This is a genomic window from Steroidobacter sp., from assembly GCF_036402275.1.
GTDB lineage: Bacteria > Pseudomonadota > Gammaproteobacteria > Steroidobacterales > Steroidobacteraceae > Steroidobacter.
This window is the reverse complement of record NZ_DASWTF010000018.1, coordinates 61,904-82,067: the sequence shown is the minus strand read 5'-3', so window position 1 is coordinate 82,067 and position 20,164 is coordinate 61,904. Positions and strand designations below refer to the sequence as shown.

At 62.7% G+C, this 20,164-nt stretch carries 15 protein-coding genes; 6 read left to right on the top strand and 9 right to left on the bottom strand.

Going from position 1 to position 20,164, the window contains the following annotated elements; all coding sequences use genetic code 11:
- Window positions 1-19: 19 nt before the first annotated feature.
- Window positions 20-1,372, bottom strand: coding sequence for a response regulator (locus tag VGD45_RS10085; protein WP_331155161.1), 1,353 nt, complete (start codon window positions 1,370-1,372; stop codon window positions 20-22).
- Window positions 1,373-1,507: 135 nt separating this feature from the next.
- Here VGD45_RS10085 and fusA point away from each other — a divergent pair, with 135 nt between their 5' ends.
- Window positions 1,508-3,574, top strand: coding sequence for an elongation factor G (fusA, locus tag VGD45_RS10080; RefSeq protein ID WP_331155160.1), 2,067 nt, complete (start codon window positions 1,508-1,510; stop codon window positions 3,572-3,574).
- A gap of 94 nt (window positions 3,575-3,668) precedes the next feature.
- On the opposite strand, the gene VGD45_RS10075 is transcribed toward fusA, so the two are convergent.
- From VGD45_RS10075 to VGD45_RS10060, 4 genes are all read right to left on the bottom strand, one after another.
- Window positions 3,669-4,502, bottom strand: a complete 834-nt coding sequence (locus tag VGD45_RS10075) for a hypothetical protein (RefSeq protein WP_331155159.1) — start codon at window positions 4,500-4,502, stop codon at window positions 3,669-3,671.
- A gap of 24 nt (window positions 4,503-4,526) precedes the next feature.
- Window positions 4,527-5,357, bottom strand: a complete 831-nt coding sequence (locus VGD45_RS10070; RefSeq protein WP_331155228.1) for a DUF6279 family lipoprotein — start codon at window positions 5,355-5,357, stop codon at window positions 4,527-4,529.
- Between the two features lie 57 nt (window positions 5,358-5,414).
- Window positions 5,415-6,443, bottom strand: a complete 1,029-nt coding sequence (locus tag VGD45_RS10065) for a LacI family DNA-binding transcriptional regulator (RefSeq protein WP_331155158.1) — start codon at window positions 6,441-6,443, stop codon at window positions 5,415-5,417.
- A gap of 65 nt (window positions 6,444-6,508) precedes the next feature.
- Window positions 6,509-9,079: an exo 1,3/1,4-beta-D-glucan glucohydrolase gene (locus tag VGD45_RS10060; RefSeq protein ID WP_331155157.1), complete on the bottom strand. Its 2,571-nt coding sequence runs from the start codon at window positions 9,077-9,079 to the stop codon at window positions 6,509-6,511.
- A 110-nt stretch (window positions 9,080-9,189) separates the two neighbouring features.
- Between VGD45_RS10060 and VGD45_RS10055 the strand changes: the two genes are divergently transcribed.
- Complete coding sequence (locus tag VGD45_RS10055) at window positions 9,190-11,379, top strand: hypothetical protein (RefSeq protein ID WP_331155156.1); 2,190 nt, start codon at window positions 9,190-9,192, stop codon at window positions 11,377-11,379.
- A gap of 78 nt (window positions 11,380-11,457) precedes the next feature.
- The gene (locus VGD45_RS10050; protein WP_414717571.1) at window positions 11,458-12,081 is read left to right on the top strand and encodes a YdbL family protein; all 624 of its coding nucleotides are present in this window, start codon (window positions 11,458-11,460) and stop codon (window positions 12,079-12,081) included.
- A 436-nt stretch (window positions 12,082-12,517) separates the two neighbouring features.
- Here the strand turns inward: VGD45_RS10050 and VGD45_RS10045 are convergent, their stop codons facing one another.
- Complete coding sequence (locus VGD45_RS10045) at window positions 12,518-14,578, bottom strand: ATP-binding protein (RefSeq protein ID WP_331155154.1); 2,061 nt, start codon at window positions 14,576-14,578, stop codon at window positions 12,518-12,520.
- Window positions 14,579-14,604: 26 nt separating this feature from the next.
- On the bottom strand, window positions 14,605-15,297 hold the full coding sequence (gene pdsR, locus VGD45_RS10040; RefSeq protein ID WP_331155153.1) for a proteobacterial dedicated sortase system response regulator: 693 nt from the start codon (window positions 15,295-15,297) through the stop codon (window positions 14,605-14,607).
- 173 nt (window positions 15,298-15,470) lie between these two features.
- On the opposite strand from pdsR, the gene VGD45_RS10035 reads away from it, so the two are divergent.
- Window positions 15,471-15,770: a hypothetical protein gene (locus VGD45_RS10035; RefSeq protein WP_331155152.1), complete on the top strand. Its 300-nt coding sequence runs from the start codon at window positions 15,471-15,473 to the stop codon at window positions 15,768-15,770.
- 484 nt (window positions 15,771-16,254) lie between these two features.
- Here VGD45_RS10035 and VGD45_RS10030 read toward each other — a convergent pair whose 3' ends face one another.
- Window positions 16,255-17,448, bottom strand: coding sequence for an acyl-CoA dehydrogenase family protein (locus tag VGD45_RS10030; RefSeq protein ID WP_349263246.1), 1,194 nt, complete (start codon window positions 17,446-17,448; stop codon window positions 16,255-16,257).
- Window positions 17,449-17,707: 259 nt separating this feature from the next.
- Between VGD45_RS10030 and VGD45_RS10025 the strand changes: the two genes are divergently transcribed.
- Both VGD45_RS10025 and VGD45_RS10020 read left to right on the top strand, forming a co-directional pair.
- Window positions 17,708-18,175, top strand: coding sequence for a DUF962 domain-containing protein (locus tag VGD45_RS10025; RefSeq protein WP_331155151.1), 468 nt, complete (start codon window positions 17,708-17,710; stop codon window positions 18,173-18,175).
- A gap of 128 nt (window positions 18,176-18,303) precedes the next feature.
- Complete coding sequence (locus VGD45_RS10020) at window positions 18,304-18,972, top strand: OmpA family protein (RefSeq protein ID WP_331155150.1); 669 nt, start codon at window positions 18,304-18,306, stop codon at window positions 18,970-18,972.
- Between the two features lie 210 nt (window positions 18,973-19,182).
- On the opposite strand, the gene rpoH is transcribed toward VGD45_RS10020, so the two are convergent.
- Window positions 19,183-20,022, bottom strand: a complete 840-nt coding sequence (rpoH, locus tag VGD45_RS10015) for an RNA polymerase sigma factor RpoH (RefSeq protein ID WP_331155226.1) — start codon at window positions 20,020-20,022, stop codon at window positions 19,183-19,185.
- Between the last annotated feature and the right edge of the window lie 142 nt (window positions 20,023-20,164).

Here is a 20,164-nt window from a genome sequence, read left to right as displayed (position 1 = left end):
CTTCCGTGACGAGGGCGCTTCATGAGCCGGCCGGCTCAGTGGCGAATTCCACCCGATTGTTTTGGGCGGCGATGCGGTTCCATTCGCCTGCGGTTACGCGCGCGCGTTGATCCGCTGTCGGGTAGGCCACGCTCGGGCGACGGCCTTCGTGCGCAACCTCCACCGTCAAGCCGCCATCCTGACGCAGTGACGACAGCAGATTGGCGAAGGCCAGCGACTGACGCTGGGCCGTGGGCAGGCTGTCCTCGAAAGGATTGCCGACCAGGTCGCAACGGTTCACGGGCAGATCGTCGGTGGCCATCGAATAGCCTTCGATGCCGTTGCCCGTGAGGCAGAACTCGCCCACGAAAGTGGCCACCTTCACCTTGCCGCGGAAACCGTTGGAACGCAGTTGTCCGAGCATTTCGCGCAGTCGCTCCAGGCGCGCGCCGGACAAAGGCGCTTCCCCATACGGGACGACTTCCGAAGTGACGTTGTCAGCTTTCGGCGCAGCGGCGACGGTGGCGACCTGGCCCGACTGAAGGCTCTGTTGCAACGTGGTGAGCTGCGCCTGCTGCCCGTCGATCGTTGCTTGCAAGGTAGTGACGGCGCCGCGCAGCGCCTTCGTGGTCTCGAGCTCTTTCGTATAGAACAGCGCCAGCACCAGGGCGGGGATCAGCGCGAGCGCGCCGACACCGGCAGCCAAAGGCCAGCGGTTCTGGCGCACCATGATGGTCTGCGTCTCCACCGGCAACGGGTGGTCGGTGCTGGCCACGGGCTCCGAGGCGACCGGCGCAGTTGGCGGTTTGCCTTCGGAGCTGATGCGACGGGCGAACCCTTCGAGGCTGGCCAGCACGAAGCGGCGCATTTCGGAGCTGTGCTCCTTGAGCAGCGGCGCAATCGCGTTGCGAATCGCGGTCTCGACCTCGCCGCTGGACGGGCGGGCCGGTTCGATCTGCACGGCCGCCGAGCCTTCGTGTTGCGCGACCTGCACCGGTGGGCGCGTCGTCGGCTCGCGACGCTCCGGCAACAATCGCAATTGATACAACACCCTGGACACATCGGCATGCTTCACAGTCTTCGGCAGGACGCCGACGGCGCCGAGCGCGCGAGCCTGACTGACATACAGCTCGCCTTCCTGCGAGGTGTACATGATCACGGGAATGGTCGCGGTGTCGGGGTTGCCCTTGATGGCCTGAATGGCCTGGAAGCCGTCCATGCCCGGCATCAGGTGGTCCATGAAGATCACGTCCGGACGGGCCTGGCGCAGGAACTCCAGCGCCTGCTCCGCCGACTCGGACGAGTCCACCTCCAGACCGTAGCCTTCCAGCATGCGGCTCAAAATGACGCGCGCGGAACGCGAATCGTCGACGATCAGGGCGCGCTTGCTCATGAGGAAGCGTGAATGAGTAGTTAGTTCAAGGTGTGTAGGTTAAGCGTAGGGCGCGACGGCTCCAATAGGTCTGGCGCTTCTTAATGGGCGGTTGAGGAGTATGCTGAGCGTGAATCTCCAGTGGAGGTGCAGCCCATGTCGATTCCAGGGGCCCATTCGACCTCGGACATTCGCAACATCGCGCTGGTCGGGCAGGCGGGGGCCGGCAAAACCCTGCTGACCGAAAGCCTGCTGCTGGAAGCCGGCGCCATCCGCAGCCGCGGCAGCCTGGAGCGCGGCACCACCGTTTGTGACTTCGACCCACAGGAAAAGCAGTTACGCCACTCCCTCGACGCGGCGCTGGTGCATTTTCCCGTGGGAGACTGTCACGTCCAACTGTTCGACACGCCGGGCTACCCGGATTTCGCCGGGCGCGCGCTGACGGCGCTGGAGGCGGTGGAAACGGCGGCGGTCGTGATCAGCGCCGTGAACGGGATCGAGCCGGTCACGCAGCGGATGATGGATTTCGCGCGGGATCGCGAGCTGTGCCGGCTGGTCATCATCAACAAGATCGACGCCAAGGACGCGCAGCCCGAAGCCGTACTGTCGCAATTACGCGAAATGTTCGGGCGCGAGTGCCTGCCGCTGAACCTGCCGGCCGAGGGCGGCAAGACGGTGGTCGACTGTTTTTTCGATCCCGGGCCGGACGCCGTGGCGCGGCCTGACTTTTCCTCGGTTGAGACTGCCCATACCGAAATCATCGATCAGGTAGTCGAGGTCGACGAGGACCTGATGGCGGTGTATCTGGAACAGGGTCAGGAGCTGACCCCGGAGCAACTGCACGACCCTTTTGAGCGCGCGTTGCGCGAAGGGCATCTGGTGCCGGTGTGTTTCACCTCGGCCGAGACCGGGACCGGCGTCAAAGAGTTGCTGAATATCTTCGCGCGACTCATGCCGAATCCTATGGAGGGCAATCCGCCGCCCTTTCTACGCGGCGAAGGCGCGCAGGCCGTGCGCGTCCCGGTGAAGCCAGATCCGAATCTGCACGTGATCGCGCATGTGTTCAAAGTGAACATCGATCCGTTCGTGGGTCGGCTCGGAATCTTCCGCGTTCATCAGGGCACGGTGCGATCGGGCGCGCAGTTGTTCATCGGCGATGCGCGCAAGCCGTTCAAGGTCGCGCATTTGTATCGTCTGCAAGGCAAGGATCATTACGAGGTGCCGGCCGCCATTCCCGGCGACATCTGCGCCGTGCCCAAAGTGGACGAGATGCACTTCGACGCCGTGCTGCACGATTCGCACGACGAAGATCACTATCACTTGAAGTCCATTACTTTGCCGCCCGCCATGGCCGGCGTCGCCATCGAGCCCGAGCGGCGCGGCGAGGAACAAAAACTCTCGGACGCGCTGCATAAGCTGGTGGCCGAGGATCCCGGCGTTCGCATCGAGCATCAGGCCAGTCTCAACGAGACGGTGCTGTATGGCATGGGCGATCTGCATCTGCGCGTGATGCTGGATCGCATGAAGGAGCGCTACGGGGTCGGCTGCAAGACCAAGACACCCGGCATTCCCTATCGCGAGACCATCACGCGACCGGCCGAAGGACATCATCGTCACAAGAAACAAACCGGCGGCGCGGGGCAGTTCGGCGAAGTTTATTTGCGAGTGGAGCCGCTGGCGCGTGGCGAGGGTTTCGAATTCGTCGACGAAGTGGTCGGCGGCGTGATTCCTTCGCAATACATCCCCGCTGTGGAGAAGGGAATTCGCCAGGCGTTGACCGAAGGCGCGGTGGCGGGCTTTCCGTTACAGGACATCCGCGTTATCGTTTACGACGGCAAACATCACCCGGTGGATTCGAAAGAAGTCGCGTTCATCGCCGCCGGCCGCCGCGCGTTTCTGAACGCGGTCGAAGAGGCCGCGCCCATTGTTCTCGAGCCGCTGGTACGTATTGAAGTGACATCACCGAGCGCGGCCACCGGCGACATCACTGGCGATCTAGCGACTCGTCGCGGCCGCGTGAGCGGCAGCCAGTCGTTGGCAAACCAACGCACCCGGATCAGTGCGCTGGTGCCATTAGCCGAGATCAACGACTATCAATCGCGCATCAAGTCGCTGACCGGCGGCGAAGGCGCGTACACGATGGAGCTGAGTCATTACGATCCAGTCCCGCCGCGCAAGCAACAGGAGCTTGCGCAAGCTTTCAAGCGTGCGGCGGACGGATGAGCGCAGCTCGTTCAAGTCTCTGCGGACGTACGACGGAGAACAGAGTTTGCTGTAATAAACGACCCTCCCGCAGGGAGGGTCACCTACTCATGTCTCACGCCGGCTTCTTGAATCGATACATCACTTGATCCGTCTTGTGACGTATGGCTGGGTCGAACACCGGCTTGGTGTGATCGTCCTCGGCGTTGGCGAAGGCTTTGCTCTCCGTATCGAACTGAAGGCCGGCGGCTTCGAAGTCGCGTTTGATGATGGCGGGATCGATGCGATGAAGCGCGTCGACGCTCACTGCCGGATCCGCGCCCGCGACGGCCGCATGATCCAACACCACCACCGTTGCCCCAGGCTTCAGCGCGGGAACCAGTTTCGCCAGGGCTTGAGCGGGATCCGTGTTCGGCCACGAGCCGTCTTTAGCCTTCCAGTGCAGGTCGTGATACGACATCACGAACAATGCGGCATCGAGGCTGTTCGGTTCGAACGGCGCTTCTTCGGGCGGCGTGGTGAGTTGCGCGACGTTCGGCAGCCGATCGTTTCCGTAACGCTGCTTCGGCTTCTCGCCCGAGAACTTCAGGTACTCGGGATTGTTATAAGCGATGACCTGACCGTTGCTGCCGACGATGCGCGATAACAGCTCGGTGTAATAACCGCCGGCCGACAAATAATCGACCACTTTCATGCCGGGCTTCACTTCGAGGAACGTCAGGACCTCGCTCGGCTTGCGCCACGAGTCTTCGTCCATGTCGCCAGGCAGTCGATCGATGTTGCCGATGGCGTCGTGAATCGCTGTTCTTTCCTCGGCGGAAAGTCCTGGCGCCGGCGCGGCCGCGGCCGGCGTCGACTGCTCCGCGGCCGGTTGTTCAGGCGGCGCTTTTTTGCAGCCCGCGACGGTCAGCAGGGAGACCGAGATGGCCAGCAACAGGGCACGGCTCATGAGAGCTCCTTATTTGAATAGCAATCAGGTCTGGGTCATCTGCTCGAGCCGTTGCGCCAGCTGCGTGAGCTCGCGTTGCAAATGGCTCCGTTGGGCCGGCGTCAGCGAGGCGTCGAGCGCCGCCAGCACCGCTAACGATTGCTGACGATTCTGAGTGGCCTTGGTCTGGAAGGCGCGAGTCCACTGACTGTCCGGCGCACGCAACAGCGCGAGAATACGCTCCTCGACCGCGGCGGGCGACTTGCCTGCGGCGAAGCGTTCCTTCAGCGCGCCGAACATCGCCTGGCGCCAGCGACCCTGACTCTCCAGCCAATCCGCGGTGGTGGAGTCGAAACGCTTGCTCTGTTCGGCGATCAGCTGTTGCTGCTCCTTGGTGACCGAACCGGTCCAGCGCTTCAGTTGCTTCTCGATGTCCCTGGCGCGCTTCTCGTGCCATTTGCCATCGGCCAGCGCTTTGAGATTTTCCTCATTACGTTCGCGGGACTTTTCCGCGAGATTCGTTTCGAATTCGGTGAGCTGCTCGGGCGTCAGTCTCATCAACAGGCGCGCGGCGTCGGGTGCGGCCTGCTCAACCAACCGCGCGCCGAACTCCTCGATCTGCGATTCGACATTTTTATATGTGGCGGGGTTGCCGGGCTGCGCCGCGGAGTCGGAGAGATTGCGCAGAAACTTTGCGTAGCGAGTCAGCTCCGAGCTGCGATGCCATTGCAGCGTGCTCTCCAGCCAGGAGCGCAGATCGCTGCGTTGATCGTCATCCAGCGAGACCAGGTCCTGGATGTACCACGCCGCCAGCGTATCGAGACGGTCGTAGAAAAAGTTGGTGCAGCCGGCGGCGCCGAGCGCCGCCAGCAGCATCAGCAAGAGGATTCGTGAACGAACGGCAGAAAGAAACGCAGCGAGCCGGGTCATCCTTCATTTGGGAACGACGGCCGTCGAGGCGCGGCACACCAGACGATACCCCAACCGCATGGACTGTGGCGCGATTCCTGTTTGTAGCATTTGCAAGAGTAGGTTGGTGGCGGTGTAAGCCAGGTCATAGGTGGGCTGATGCACGGTGGTCAGCCGCGGCCAGACGGTTTTCGCGATATATGTGTCGTCGAATCCAGCCACCGACAGCCGTTCAGGAACGTTGATGCCCAGCTCGTGCGCGGCCATCAGCACGCCGGCCGCCATGTCGTCGTTGCTCGCGAAGATCGCGGTCGGCGCATTCGCTTGCGAGAGCAAATCCTTGGCGGCCTCCATGCCCGATTCGAATACGAAGAATCCCTGGCGCACCAGGCGGTCCTGATACTCGATGCCGTGCGCGGCCAGTGCGGCCTTGTAACCGACCAGTCGCTGTCCGCTGGCGAAGTGATCCGGATGGCCGATGATGAAACCGATGCGCCGATGACCGAGGCCGATCAAATATTCAGTCATCTCGCGCGCCGCGCCGGCGTCGTCCATGTCCACATACGGCGTTTGATGTGCAACGTCATTCGGCGCCACGCGCACAAAGGGGAGGGCACGGCGGTCCAGCGCGCGCATCAGATCGGGCGATTCGCTCAACGGCGCGGTCACGATCAGACCGTCCAGGTGCGTCTGGTCGACCAGGCCGAGCACGTCGCGTTCCATTTCCTCGCCGCGCCCGGTGACCTGATGCATCAGCAGCTGGAACCGATCCTCACGACAGCGGGCCATCGCGCCGTGCTGCACGTCCACGATGTAGTTGGCGCTGGGGTTTTCGTAGATCAGGCCGATCAGAAAGGAGCGCCGGCCGGCCAGGCTGCGCGCCGACAGGCTTGGGTGGTAGTTGAGTTTCTTGACGATGGCGAGCACCCGCTGACGGGTTTCCTCGCGCACGTTGGGCTCGTTGTTCAATACCCGCGATACGGTTTTGATGGCGACGCCGGCTGCTTCGGCCACGTCTTGAATCTTCGCCCGTCGGGGCGGTGCTTTGGTCATTGCGGACACTTAACTGGGTAACCCATTTTCAAATAATCGATCGCCAGCCCATCGTCGACGGCCCATCATTGACAGCCCGTGGCGTCGTTCAAGCCCGACTCCAACCGCACGTTGGCGATGCCCAACTCGAGCTTGCCGGCGGTGGTCAGCAGGAACGGCGCGGTGACGTTGCGCAGGTCGGCCCCCTTGCTCTGGAAACAGTGCAGCGGCATTTTCAACTGGCGCCATTCGCCCGCCGGCGCCTGTTTCAGCTGCGCTTCGATTGGCAAGTCTCCACGACAACCCGGTCCGCATTCAATGCCGAGCGTGACTTTGGCGGTCGGCGGCGCGTCGATCCGGTAATCGAACGTCACCGACAGCTGGCCGTTGGCCTCGCGTTGCAGGTCGATGGGCGCATCTCCTTGCAGCGCCAGCGTGGCCGGCCCGGAGCCGGACCACTGCGCCAATCGGGCATCCTCCTGGGCCGCGCGGTCCACGGCGCTGACCTTGAGCACGTCGCCAGCCGAGTTGCCGACTGCTCCCGGCAAGGCCGTGCGCGCGGCGTCGCCAGCACCGATGGCGAGCTGCCAGCCATTGCTTGGCCGGCCTGCGGCGAAATAGCTGTGCGTGGACGTCTGCCCCGCGGGCGCAGCCGGCACAGCTTCGGACAGCTGCGGCAGATCGGCGGTGTCCTGATAGGTCAGACCGAACCCGTTATCGAACAGCGGCGCTTCCGGCGCGCCTTCGCTGTTGAATTTCAGCGGCGTGCGCGGCCAGGCGAAGGGCAGCTTGCCCTTGAAGTCATGGTTCACCGATCCGTCACGTTTGGTGAATAAGACGTCGGCGATGCCGCCGCCTTCGGAGCCGGGCAGCCACGCGGCCACGAACGCGTCCGACGCATTCAGCTCTGGGTTGGTCCATAGCGGACGGCCCGACAGGAACACGGCGACGACAGGGATCTGATCCGCGCGCAGCTTCTTCAGCAACTCCAGATCGGATTTGTTACCGGGCTTGTACTCCAGAGTCGAGATGTCGCCCTGAAATTCCGCGTAAGGATCCTCACCGAACACGACGACGGCCACATCGGGCTTGCGCGTGTATTTGCCATCCACGCTCAGCGTGGCCGAGCCGCCGCCAGCGTTCACCGCCGAGCGAATGCCTGCGAAGATCGATTCGGCCTTGGGGAAATGTTTGTTGGTGATGCCGGTGCCCTGCCAGGTGAGGGTCCAGCCGCCGTTTTGCTTCGGCAGGTTGTCCGCGCCGTCGCCGGCCACCAGCACCTTCATGTTGGGCTTCAGCGGCAGCACCTTGTTGGCGTTCTTGAGCAGCACCAACGATTCACGCACCGCTTGTCTTGCGACCGCGCGATGTTCGGGCGAGCCCAGCAGCTCGAATTTGCCGCCCGGCACGCGGTTGGACGGTTTACCTGCTTCGAATAAACCCGCGCGGAGTTTCACGCGGAGAATGCGGCGAACGGCGTCGTCGAGTCGCGCCATGGGAATCTCGCCGGAACGAACCTGCGCCAGCGTGTTGTCATAGAGCGGCTTCCAGCTGTCGGGCGCCATGAACATATCCAGGCCGGCATTGATGGCGGCCGGGCAGCTGACGTTGCTGCAACCTTCGACCTGGCCGTGCGCATTCCAGTCGCCGACCACGAAGCCGTCGAAACCCATGCGAGTCTTCAGCACATCGGTCAGCAGACCGTGGTGACCATGAATCTTCTTGCCCTGCCAGCTCGAGAACGACGCCATCACCACTTGTACGCCGGCGCTGATCGCAGCGACATAGCCGGGCGCGTGCAAATCCCGCAGCTGCTCTTCTGTGATGCGAGCATCGCCTTGATCGCGACCTTCGAACGTTCCACCGTCGGCGAGGAAATGTTTGGCGGTGGCGATCACGTGATTGCCACGCAAGAAGTCTGGTTTGCCCGGATCGCCTTGCAAGCCGAGCACGATGGCGTGCGCGTACTCGCGAACGAGCGTCGGATTCTCGGAGTACGACTCGTAAGCCCGACCCCAGCGCACATCTTGAGCGACGGCGATGGTCGGAGCGAACGTCCATTCCTGACCGGTGACGCGCAACTCGGTCGCCGTGATCACGCCGATCTTGCGCATCAGGTCCGCATTGCGAGTCGCGCCGAGTGCGACGTTATGCGGGAACAACGTGGCGCCGATGATGTTGTTGTGGCCATGAACCGCGTCGACGCCCCACATGATCGGAATCGCATGCTTGCCGTCGCTGGTGTCCATCGATGCTTCGTAGAACGCATCCGCCGCGGCCAACCAGACACGAGCGGGCGCGAGGTCGTCGCCGCCGGGTGCGGAGTTGCCGCCGTTGAGCACCGATCCGAGTCGATAGCGACGCACGTCTTCCGCGGTCACGCTGCCCACGTCGGCTTGAATGATCTGGCCGACTTTTTCTTCCACGCTGAGGGAGCTCAACAACTCATTCAGCCGCGGTTCGATCGCGGTGTCATCCAATGCCGGCAGAGATACTTGCGGCCAGATTTCGGGATGCACGTTGGAAGCAGTGGTAATGCGGCTCGGCTGAGTTTCGCCGGTGGTCTCCTCTTTTTTAGAGCAGCCCGACAGAGCCACTGTCAGCAGCGTTGCCACTATGGCGCCGCGAAGCTCGGCGCGTGCGCGTGCGTCGATCATTGTTTGCCCCCGTGTCCTCGCTATTCTGGGCCGAAAGAATCCCACGCACGTGACAACGTTGTCAATTTGCTTGTGAGGCGATCCGGTCGAACGGGTGCTTGGCGGCGCGCATGGCGCTCGTCATGATCGCGCCGATGCCGAGCGTATCTCGCTTACAACAATCACAATCGATCCGGAGCATTCGCACGCGCTATCTCGCTGCGACGGCGATGATCGCCGGCGGCGTCGTGCTCGCAACAGCCGTGCGTGCAGTGGACGATGCCACGTTACATATCGAGCACGTCGCTGGTGAAGGCTGGAGTGCGAGCGATGTGTCGGTGGAGATGGGGTTACCGAAAGACAACGCGCTCGCGCGCGCTCGAATCGGTCGGCTGCATGTCCCCGCGTTGTCACAAACATTCAGCGATGTTCGTATCGATTGTCCGGCGCTCGAGTTGCGGGCCGATGTCATTGCTTGCTCGAAGGCTCGCGTCGTTGCGGAGTTGGCGTCGCTCGGGAAGCAGTCGCTCGAGGCAAGGCTGATTTATGGTCGAGCGGACGGCTCGCTGAACGTAGCCTTTCAGGGCTTGCGCGTCGGTGAGGGAAGAGTCGCCATTCAGGGAGCACTGCGCGACTCGGGTTGGAATGCTCAGGTTCGTCTGCAACGTGTTCCCATCGATGCATTGATGAAGCTGGCGATGAGTTTCAAAGCGCCGCTGCCGGCGGTGAGCGCCACCGGACTGGCTGATCTTACTGTCACCGCGCGCGGCGTCGAAACAAACATCAGCGCGGCGAAAGTAGAAGGCGCGATAGTCGATCTGACCGCGAACAACGAGAGTGGCAGCCTCGCGAGCGACAAGCTGTCGCTGCAAGTGCAAGCCGAGTTACGAAGCCTGGCGAGGCAATGGCAGTTCGACGTGGCCGTCCAATCGTCGCAAGGGCAAGCCTTCGCTCAGCCGATTTTTGTCGACTTGGGCGTGCATGCAATCTCGCTGCGAGCGCAGGGCAAGCTCGTCGATGGCAAATCGGTCACCTTGGATCGGTTCGTGCTCGATCACGCCGATGTCGCTCGAGCGTCGGGACGCGGCCGTCTGCAACTGGATCAAGAGCAGCCAGTGCGTGACCTGGAGCTCGACCTCACGGCGTTGAAGTTTCCCGGCGCTTACGAGAGTTATTTGCAGCCGCTGCTCATCGACACGAATTTCAAATCGCTGCAAACGGCGGGCAGCCTCGGCGGCACGATGTCGATCGCGGAAGGCCAGCCTCAGCGCATCGATCTGCGATTCGACGATGTCACTGTCGACGATGGCGTAGGGAATCTGAATCTGTCGGCTTTGAACGGTGACTGGCATTGGCTCGACGAGCCGTCGCAAGCAGGTGGCGATGATGACGATGCTCCGCCCGCGCGGAACATGCAGGTACAACAGTCACAGCTGAAATGGCAGGGCGGGTCGCTGTTAGGCCTCGCGCTCGGTCCGAGCGAGCTCGATTTCAGCACGCAGGGGCGACAGTTCCGGCTGATGGAGCCCGCGCGCATCCCGGTACTCGATGGCGCTATAGATCTGGAGACATTCCGGGTGCGCAACGCGGGCTTGCCTTCGGTCGCGTTCCTGGTGGACGCGACATTGCAGCCCATCAGCGTTCAGCAACTGTGCAAGGCGTTCGGCTGGCCTGAATTCGGTGGCACGGTTGGCGGCGTGATTTCCAAGCTGCGCATGCGCGAGGGCGTGGTCACGCTTGGAACGACGCTGCGCGCTCAAGTGTTCGATGGCGACGTAACGATCAGCGATCTGCGTCTGGAGCAGCCCTTCGGTCAATGGCCGCGCTTCTACTCGAGCATCGCACTCGACAGTCTGGATCTCGAGCCCATGACCAGCGCGTTCTCGTTCGGGCGCATAACGGGCCGGTTGTCGGGTGCGATCAATGGACTGCAACTGTTCAACTGGACGCCGGTCGCATTCGACGCGCGGCTTTACACGCCTGCGGACGATCGTTCGCGTCATCGCATCAGTCAGCGCGCGGTAGAGAACATCGGCAGTATTGGCGGCGGCGGTGCGGGTGTGACCGCGGCGTTGTCGGGCGGCGTCATGCGCTTCTTCGACGACTTCAACTATGACCGGCTGGGCATTTCGTGCCGATTGCAGAACGAAGTGTGCGTGATGGACGGCGTGGGTCCCGCGCAGAATGGCAATTACTACCTGGTGAAAGGCAAGGGGCTGCCGCGCATCGATGTCATCGGCAGCTCGCGGCGCGTCGACTGGCCTCGCCTGGTGCAGCAGTTGCTGGCCGTCACGGAGTCGGGAGGGCCGGTCGTACGGTAAGTGTCCCGCACGATAACTCGGATTGACGGGTCTCGAGCCACCGACTGTAATCGCGCCTCGGTCCCAAGGAGCTTCATGATGCGTTCCGCTGCTTACAGATTCGGCTCGCTGCTGTGCCTCGCCTCGTGCTTGGTGGTGGCGGCGTGCGTCACCATCAATGTTTATTTCCCGGCCGCCGCCGCAGAGAAGGCCGCCGACAAGATCATCGACGACATCTGGGGCGGCGAGGGCGCGCCGCCGGCCAAAAACGACGACAAGCGTTCGGCGCTGCCGGAGCGTTCGGGGGACGTGCTGCTCGCGGCCGCGCACTCAGTGTTGAACCTGCTCGTGCCGACGGCCGAGGCCGCGCAAGCCGATCTGAACGTATCGACTCCGGCAGTTCGTCAGCTCACGCAGTCCATGGAAGAGCGCCATGCGCGCTTGAAGAAATACTACGACTCCGGCGCGGTGGGCCTGACGAGCGACGGCTTGGTCGAGATCCGCGATCAGAATCTGGTGCCGCTGCCCGAGCGCAATTCGGTGCGCAAACTGGTCGCGGACGAGAATGCCGATCGCGCCAATTTGTATCGAGAGATCGCCAACGCCAACGGCCATCCGGAATGGGAAATGGATATTCGCACCACCTTCGCCGAGCGCTGGTCGAGCAAAGCGGCCGCGGGCTGGTACTACCAGGACAAGAGCGGCGCCTGGAAACAGAAATAAACTGGCTGCTACGACCCAAAAAAAAGCCCCGCATCTTGCGGGGCTTTTCGTTTCCGAGTCGACGATTTCTTCGCGTTGTTTGGTGGCGCCGGCTAAATCTGGAAACGTCGCTGTTGTCGCTCAACCCTTCTAGCTCTCGCCTCGCCTGGCATTGCCAGGACGGAAGGCTGCGCGTCCCTGTCGCTTGTGATTCGATCCCACTCCCCTCGCGGTGCCATCCCCGCTTCTCTGCCTCATGCGCGGCTCAATCGGAGCCTCGCCTGGACCTACTCGAAGCAAGCCACATGCCGACCGGCTTGCGGTGCGTTCTGGAACAGGAACTTAGTCCTAATCGTCGCGCTAGCGCAACTACTATTTCAGCGCAGGCGCACCAATAGTTGTAAGAAATATCGACGGCACGCCACGTCGTGATGCAGCATTCATCTTGTTCACCTGGCTAAGTCCTTGGAATCTCCAGGGTGATGACCACGCCGGCATCGTCGGGCAGGTTCGTTGCGGTGACGCGACTGCCATGGAAGTCAGCAATCAACCGGACGATATACAGGCCGAGCCCGAGATGGGGTTTCCCGTCCGAACTGCCGCGACTGCTCACCAGCGACTCGAACAGCCGGCCGTTCAGCTGCGGCGGGAGCGGCGGACCTTCGTTGCTGACGCTGAGTGTGTAGTCGCGCGGTCCCACGTCCAGCGCCAGGGCGATACGGCCGTCGGGCGGGGTGAAATCAGCTGCATTGTCCATCAGCTTGTCGAGCAACTGCGCGATCAGATCGGGCGAGCCGTCGATCATGCAGGCCTCGTTCGGCAGGCTGGTCTCGATGCGATGTCTCGCAAACGTCTGGCGATACGCCTGGCCCATGTTGCGGACCAGCTCGCTCAGGTCGAAGCGCACGCGGTCGGTGTGCTCGATGCTCTGTTCGACGCGCGTCGCCTCGCTCAACGCCGTGAGAATCGCGTGCATGCGATTGGTGCCGCTGCGCGCCCGATCGACGTAGCTCTGTGCGCTCGGCGGCAATGTTTCTTCCGAGACGAGATTGTCCAGCGACGAGCTGACGATGGTCAGGGGCGTGCGCAACTCATGCGAGAGCTTCGTGCCGAGCGTTTGCAAATAGATGGTGTATTCCTTCACGCGACCGAGCAGCGTGTCGTAACTGCGCGCGAGCGCGCCAAGCTCGTCCTTGGCTTGAGTGCCCGGGATGCTGTGTTCGATGCGACCTTCAGCGGTCAGGGCCGTGCTCGCGGCGCGGCTCAAGCGGCGAATGCGATGTGACAGTCGGGCCGCGAACACCAGCATGATCGCGATCGCAAAGAGAGTTGCCACGAGTGTGAGGTTGATCAGGCGAGTGAGCGCAAGCTCGCGCACAAGCACGAGTTGCTCGCCGGGTTGTTCGACCACCAGCGCGCCCAGCAACTCGTCGCCGTAGCGCACCGGCACTGCCGCGCGGACCAGCGACGGCTCGCCGCCGAGTTGATCGAACCAGATCGCTGCATTCGTTCCCTTGCGCGCTTCATCCACAGGCGCCCCCCACATGCCATACGGCAGCCCAGTCGGTTGCGGAGGTACTGAGCTGCTGGGGAACAAGCCGCGGTAGATCGAGCGCATGAAACCGTACTCGTCACGCTGCAGGCCAGGATAATCCGACGAAGCATTGGCGGTGACTGCGCCCGCTCGCGCAAGCAGCCAGCCATTCACATCGACGACGGAAACGCGCACGCCTTCAGGCGCGTATTGCTCCAGTCGTTGTTTCAATGCTTCCGAACCGGTGTGCACCCAGGCGAGACCGTTCGTGCCCGAAATTCGCACGTTGTCCTTGTTCAGCGCATACACCGCGATCTGCGTGCCGAACAGATTCATGGGGCCGCGCAGCTCGACGGCGTAGCCGGTGGCGGTCTCTCGCCAGACGCCATTGACGTACGGCGGCATGACCTCGGCGTGCGGGCGCCAGGGTGAGCCGATGTCACAAGGCCGCACGATGATGGGGCCTGGCGCCAACGCGCTGACCGACCAGGCGCGCTCGCGAGCGAACTCATCGCGCGTGAGAATGATCAATCGATCCGAGCCGCTCTCGGGCGCGGCGTCGCTGTCGGAAGGAAGCTCGTAAGCGCGCCGCGGTGTTTTGATTTCCGCATACATGTGCAGGGAACGTCCGTGCACACCGAGCCGCAGCAACGGCTCGTCTGGCCGAGTGTCCTCGAAGCCGGGCACTGGCCGCGAGGGCTGCGGCCATTCGTCTGCGAACCCGTCGACCAGTGGTTGCGCTGGAAACAGCGGTGCAAACAAATCGCCGTGGGCTGGATCGAACTTCTCGCGCACTTCGCCGACGCGATAAAGCAGCTCGGGCTCGCTTGCGACCACGCGGCCGAGCACGTCAGCCGTGGTGAGAAGCGCGGCTTCCTGGCCGCTGCGCAACGTGTTCTCCATCTGCTGCGCATATTTCCAGCCGGCCCACGGCAGGATCAGCGTCAGCAGGCTGAGCAACAGCAGCTTGGTGCGAAGAGACATCCGTGGAATCGCGTGAGTGGCGGCGGTCAGGCTTCCTTCCAGCGATAGCCCATGCCGTACATGGTCTCGATGTTGTCGAACGTCGAGTCGACCGCCTGGAACTTGCGACGGATGCGTTTGATGTGGGAGGTGATGGTGTTGTCGTCGAGCACGACGTTGGCGGCGTCCATCAGCTGTTGCCGGTTCTTCACGTGGCCGGGATTCTTCGCCAGCGCGTGCACGATCCAGAACTCGGTCAGTGTCAGGCCGAGCGGTTGATCCTGCCAGGTTGCGTGCAGCCGTGCGGCGTCGATCATCAGCGGGCCTCGCGATATCACTTGATCGCGATTCGACGGCTGAGTGAGCGCGTCGATGCGACGAAACAGGGCGGTGACGCGCGCGATCAGGTGAGTGAGCGAGAGGTCTTTGGTCAGATAGTCGTCTGCGCCGAGGCGGAGGCCGGACACAGCGTCCAGTTCGCTATCACGAGCGGTGAGAAAGATGATCGGCAGCTCCGCCGACATGGAGCGCAGCTCGCGACAGAGCTCGAAGCCGCCTTCCGGTTCTTCGCGCAGGCCGACGTCGATGACGGCCAGGTCAGGCAGGCGGGCGCGGAATGCCTCGATGGCTTCCTTGCGAGTGCCGTAGGTGCGAACGGAATAACCGTGCCGCTGAAACGCGGCCGCGTAGTTGTCCCGGATGGCGGGTTCATCTTCGACGATGGCAATGACTTTTTTCATGGCGCCAGCTGTGCGGTGAGACGGGCACAGTGTACCGCCGAGCCCGCGCCGGGGCCGCATGGCCATAATTAATCACAATCTGCCCGCGCTGCGCCTTCCGGCAGCGGGGATGTGTCCGGGCTTCAGAGCGGTAATAGCACCACGCCGAGCTCAACCGGCGTTGGAGAACCGCCATGATCGAGCGACCGATTCCTGCCACCCCTCGCGTCCGCGCCGGCGCTCAGCCGCAACCCGCGTCCGAGCCGTCCCGTCACTGGATGCAGGACCGCGCCCCCAGCTTCCGCACCTTGGCGCGCGATCGCCAGCGCCGCGAAACGGTTTGGGCCTGGCTGTCGCTGGTCGCGCTGATCCTCTGCTGGGACGCCTCGACTAGATTGGAGGAACGAGTGTCGCCGCCCCGCGCTCGGATTGCGCATGCGGTGGAGGAGGATGAGATGTTTCAGCCTGCCGCCGGTTTCAGCGTCGACCTTTGAGTTTGAAGACATGCGGCGGTGGCTCGCGTCGCCGGGAGGGGGATGTGTCCTCCCGGCACCGCTGCACCCGCCTCGCCACGCTGTCGCGTGTCGCCTGCTTGTACGTCCATGTAGCGCTATTGGGTCAACGCACCATGTTGATCCCAATTGCCGGGAGAACACATCCCCCTCCCGACGACGCCGAAACGTTAGCTGCGTTTGGGAGGTAAGAATTCGGAGAGCGTTCGCTGGGAATGGAATTCTTTCTGGTTTGGCAAGGCCAGTCGATGTTTCCTGCGGCGTCGGGAGTGACCTACCTCCTCACGGCAGCTTCGATCCAACAGGGAAGTTGGTCGGAGCAGCAGCTACATGGACGTACGAGCAGGCCGACACGCGAAAGCGTGGCGGAGGCGGGTGCGCGGTGCCGGGAGGAGGTAGGTCGCTGCCGGCGCCGCGAGCCACCGAGGCGGCTCGGGTCCGGCGGCAAATCAATTCAACGCGAAAGTTAGAACGCGCTGATGCCCGTCAGCGCGCGACCGACGGTCAACTGATGAACCGTCTCCGTGCCTTCGTAAGTGATCACGCTTTCAAGATTGAGGGCGTGACGAATCGGCGAGTACTCAACGCTGATGCCAGCGCCGCCGAGAATGTCACGCGCGTCGCGAGCCACTTCGATAGCCGCGCGAGCGTTGTGCCACTTTGCGACGGAGACTTGCGTGGGCTGCATGATGCCTTGATCTTTCAGGCGGCCGAGCTGCAGTGAGAGCAGCTGCGAAGTAGTGATCTTTCGCGCCATCTCGGCCAACCGAATCTGGATCGACTGTGTGGCGGCGATGGGCTTGCCGAACAGCACGCGGGTCTTGGAATAATCGATTACGTCCTTCAAACACGCCTGCGCCGCGCCCGTCACGCCCCAGCAAATGCCATAGCGCGCTTGAGTCAGGCACGACAGCGGGCCTTTCAAGCCGACCACGCCGGGCAGCATGTTTTCTTCCGGCACCACCACGTTGTCGAAGAACAGGCTGCCGGTCACCGACGCACGCAAGCTCATCTTGTGTTTGATGGTGGCCGAGGTGAAGCCCTTGAAATCCTTTTCGACGAGGAAGCCGCGAATGCCCTCGTCGGTGCGGGCCCAAACGATGGCCACGTCCGCGATCGAGCCGTTGGTGATCCACATCTTGGCGCCGTTCAGCACCCAGTTCTTGCCCTGACGCTTCGCGTGCGTCTTCATGTTCGCCGGATCCGAACCGCCGTGCGGCTCGGTAAGGCCGAAGCAGGCGATGGTTTCGCCCTTGGCCATGCTCGGCAGCCAGCGCTGTTTCTGTTCCTCGCTGCCGAACGCATAGATTGGATACATGCACAGGCTGGACTGCACGGACACGAAGCTGCGCAGGCCCGAGTCGCCGCGCTCCAGTTCCTGGCAGATCAGACCGTATGACACGGCATTCAACCCGGCGCAGCCGTAACCATGGATCGAGCTGCCCAGCAGGCCCAGCTCGGCCACGCCTGTGACCAGCTCGCGCGGGAAGCGCTCGTGCTCGAAGCAGTCGCCGATGATGGGAATGACCTGTTCGTCGACGAATTTCGCGACCGAGTCCTGCACCAGCCGCTCCTCGTCGCTGAGCATGCTGCGGACGTTGTACAGATCGACGGGATCGAGCTCGGGGGCCGAGGAAGCGGTCTTGGGATGGGCTGACATGTGGGTCTCCTGATCGGCCCCATTCTAGCGCAGGTGGCTCAAGGTCACTTGGTGCGCACTTGGGCGTCGGTGGTGTCCCGGCGGCGGGCCGAGAGCGCTAACAAAATCGCAAAACGCCTGAATTTCCTGGCTCGTGAGCGTTTCCGACGCGCAGTGCTGCGAGGCGAGCCTACAATTCTTGTCGGTGGCGACCGACCGGGGTAGCGTGTGCGCCCGTACGGATCGCGAACAAAAATCACGTCGAGCAAAGGGGGAGCCGATGCGCACCGTGGAGCAGTGGTTGCAGGAATATGGCGAGAGTCATCGCAACGCTACCAACAAGACGTTGCACTGGATTTGCGTGCCCATCATCGTGGTCAGCCTGATCGGGCTGTTATGGTCGCTGCCCACGCCGCAGGCCTGGCAGGAAATCTCGCCGCTGTTGAACTGGGGCTCGCTGTTTCTGTTCGCGGGCGTCGCCTACTACCTCGTCATGTCCTGGTCGCTCGCGGTGGGCATGGCGTTGTTCGTCGGGCTGGTGATGCTGTCCATCGTCGGCTTGCAAAGTCTGCCGTGGCCGTTGTGGAGCGTGTGCCTCGCGTTGTTCGTGGTGGCCTGGATCGGTCAGTTCATCGGACATCATGTCGAAGGCAAGCGACCGTCGTTTTTCAAAGACATTCAGTTTTTGATGATCGGTCCGCTATGGTTGCTCAGCTTCATCTATCGAAAACTGCGAATCCCTTACTAGTTTCGATACGCGGGCCCGCGCAAGACTCACGGATTCAGTCGAGGTTCAGTCCGTTTTTTCCAGGCTGATGACGGACTGACGCGCCGGTGCATAGTGCCGCGCGAATTTTTCAGCGGAGAGGAACCCCTATGGTCGATCGTTTTTCCAAACTCGCCGGTGTCGGCATCGTCGTGGCCTGCTTGACGGCTGGCTGCACCACCGTCAATCCGTACACGCGCGAGACGCAAACCAGCAAAGCTGTCAAAGGCGCAGGCATCGGCGCCGCGGTTGGCGCGGTGGCTGGCTTGCTGACGAAAGGCGACAAGCTCGAGAACGCGCTGATCGGCGCGGGCGTGGGCGCGCTGGCCGGCGGCGGCGTGGGTTATTACATGGACGTGCAGGAAGCGAAGCTGCGCCAGAAGCTCGAAGGCACGGGCGTGAGCGTCACGCGCGTGGGTGACAACATCACGTTGAACATGCCGAGCAGCATCACGTTCGCGACCAACAGCGCGGACCTGAATTCAGGTTTCTATAACGCGCTGGGCGGCGTGGCGATGGTGCTGAAGGAATACAACAAGACGGTCATCGAAGTGGCCGGTCACACCGACAGCACGGGCAGCGATCAGTACAACCAGCAGCTGTCACAGCGCCGCGCGTCGGCGGTGGCGAGCTACCTGACCGGCCAGGGCATCGTCGACCAGCGCTTGCTCACGGTCGGTGCGGGTGAGTCGCATCCCATCGCGTCCAATGACACTGAATCGGGTCGCGCGCAGAACCGTCGCGTCGAGATGACGATCGTGCCAATCACAAAGGGCTGAGCATAACGCCGCCGTAATTATTTAGTTGCTCCTTCACGCCGGCTCGGAAGAGTCGGGCCGGCGGATCTGCTCCTGTGGAAGCAGCTCCCCGCAGGGGAGAAAAAAACTGGCGGCGTTATGAGATGACCGCAAAGAAAAAGGGCCGGGCTCTTCACGAGTCCGGCCCTTTGGTTTACTGGGTCCATAAAAGTTACATCAGTCCGTTACCCATCATGCGGCATCGGCCACCAGGCCACGCAGTTTCTTGATCGCATTCGCCTCGATCTGGCGAATACGCTCCGCGGACACGCCGTACTTGTCGGCGAGCTCGTGCAGGGTCGACTTCTCGTCCTGCATCCAACGGCTGCGCAGGATGTGCTGGCTGCGCTCGTCGAGCGTTTCCAGGGCCTGAGACAGTCGTTCCGCCGTGTCCTCGTCCCACTGCTCGCGTTCCACGGCCACCGACGGATCGGCTTCGGGGTGCGGCAGATAGGCCGACGGCGAATACGCGCCATCCTCTTCGTCCGCGTCCGGGGCCGGATCGAAGGACAGGTCGCGCGAGCTCAACCGCTGCTCCATGTCGGTCACTTCGGCGGTGCTCACGCCGAGGTCGCTGGCGATCTGCCGGGTTTCCACGTCCGTCAGCCAGCCCAGGTTCTTCTTGAACTTGCGCAGGTTGAAGAACAGCTTGCGCTGCGCCTTGGTGGTGGCGATTTTCACCAGCCGCCAGTTACGCAGCACATACTCGTGGATTTCGGCGCGAATCCAGTGCACGGCGAACGACACCAGTCGCACACCGACATCCGGGTCGAACCGCTTCACCGCCTTCATCAGGCCGACATTGCCTTCCTGAATCAGGTCGCCGACCGGCAGGCCATAGCCGCTGTAACCGCGGGCGATATGGACCACGAAGCGCAGGTGTGACAGAACCAATTGGCGAGCGGCATCGAGGTCCTCGTCATTACGCAGACGACGGGCCAGATCCAGCTCCTCTTCTCGGGACAGCACCGGAATGCGCGACACGCGCTCGATGTAAGAGTCGAGGCTGCCGACCGGGCCAGCCAACATCATGTAAGGACTGGTGGCGAGATCCGTGCTTGAGCGAACAAGCGCAGTTGTCATGTCGAAGATTCCCCTCCAGTAAGTGGGCAGAAGTTTAGCAATCGCGAAGTTTGAGTGCTAAGTCGCCTTGGAAGTTCCAGAGGCGACCATA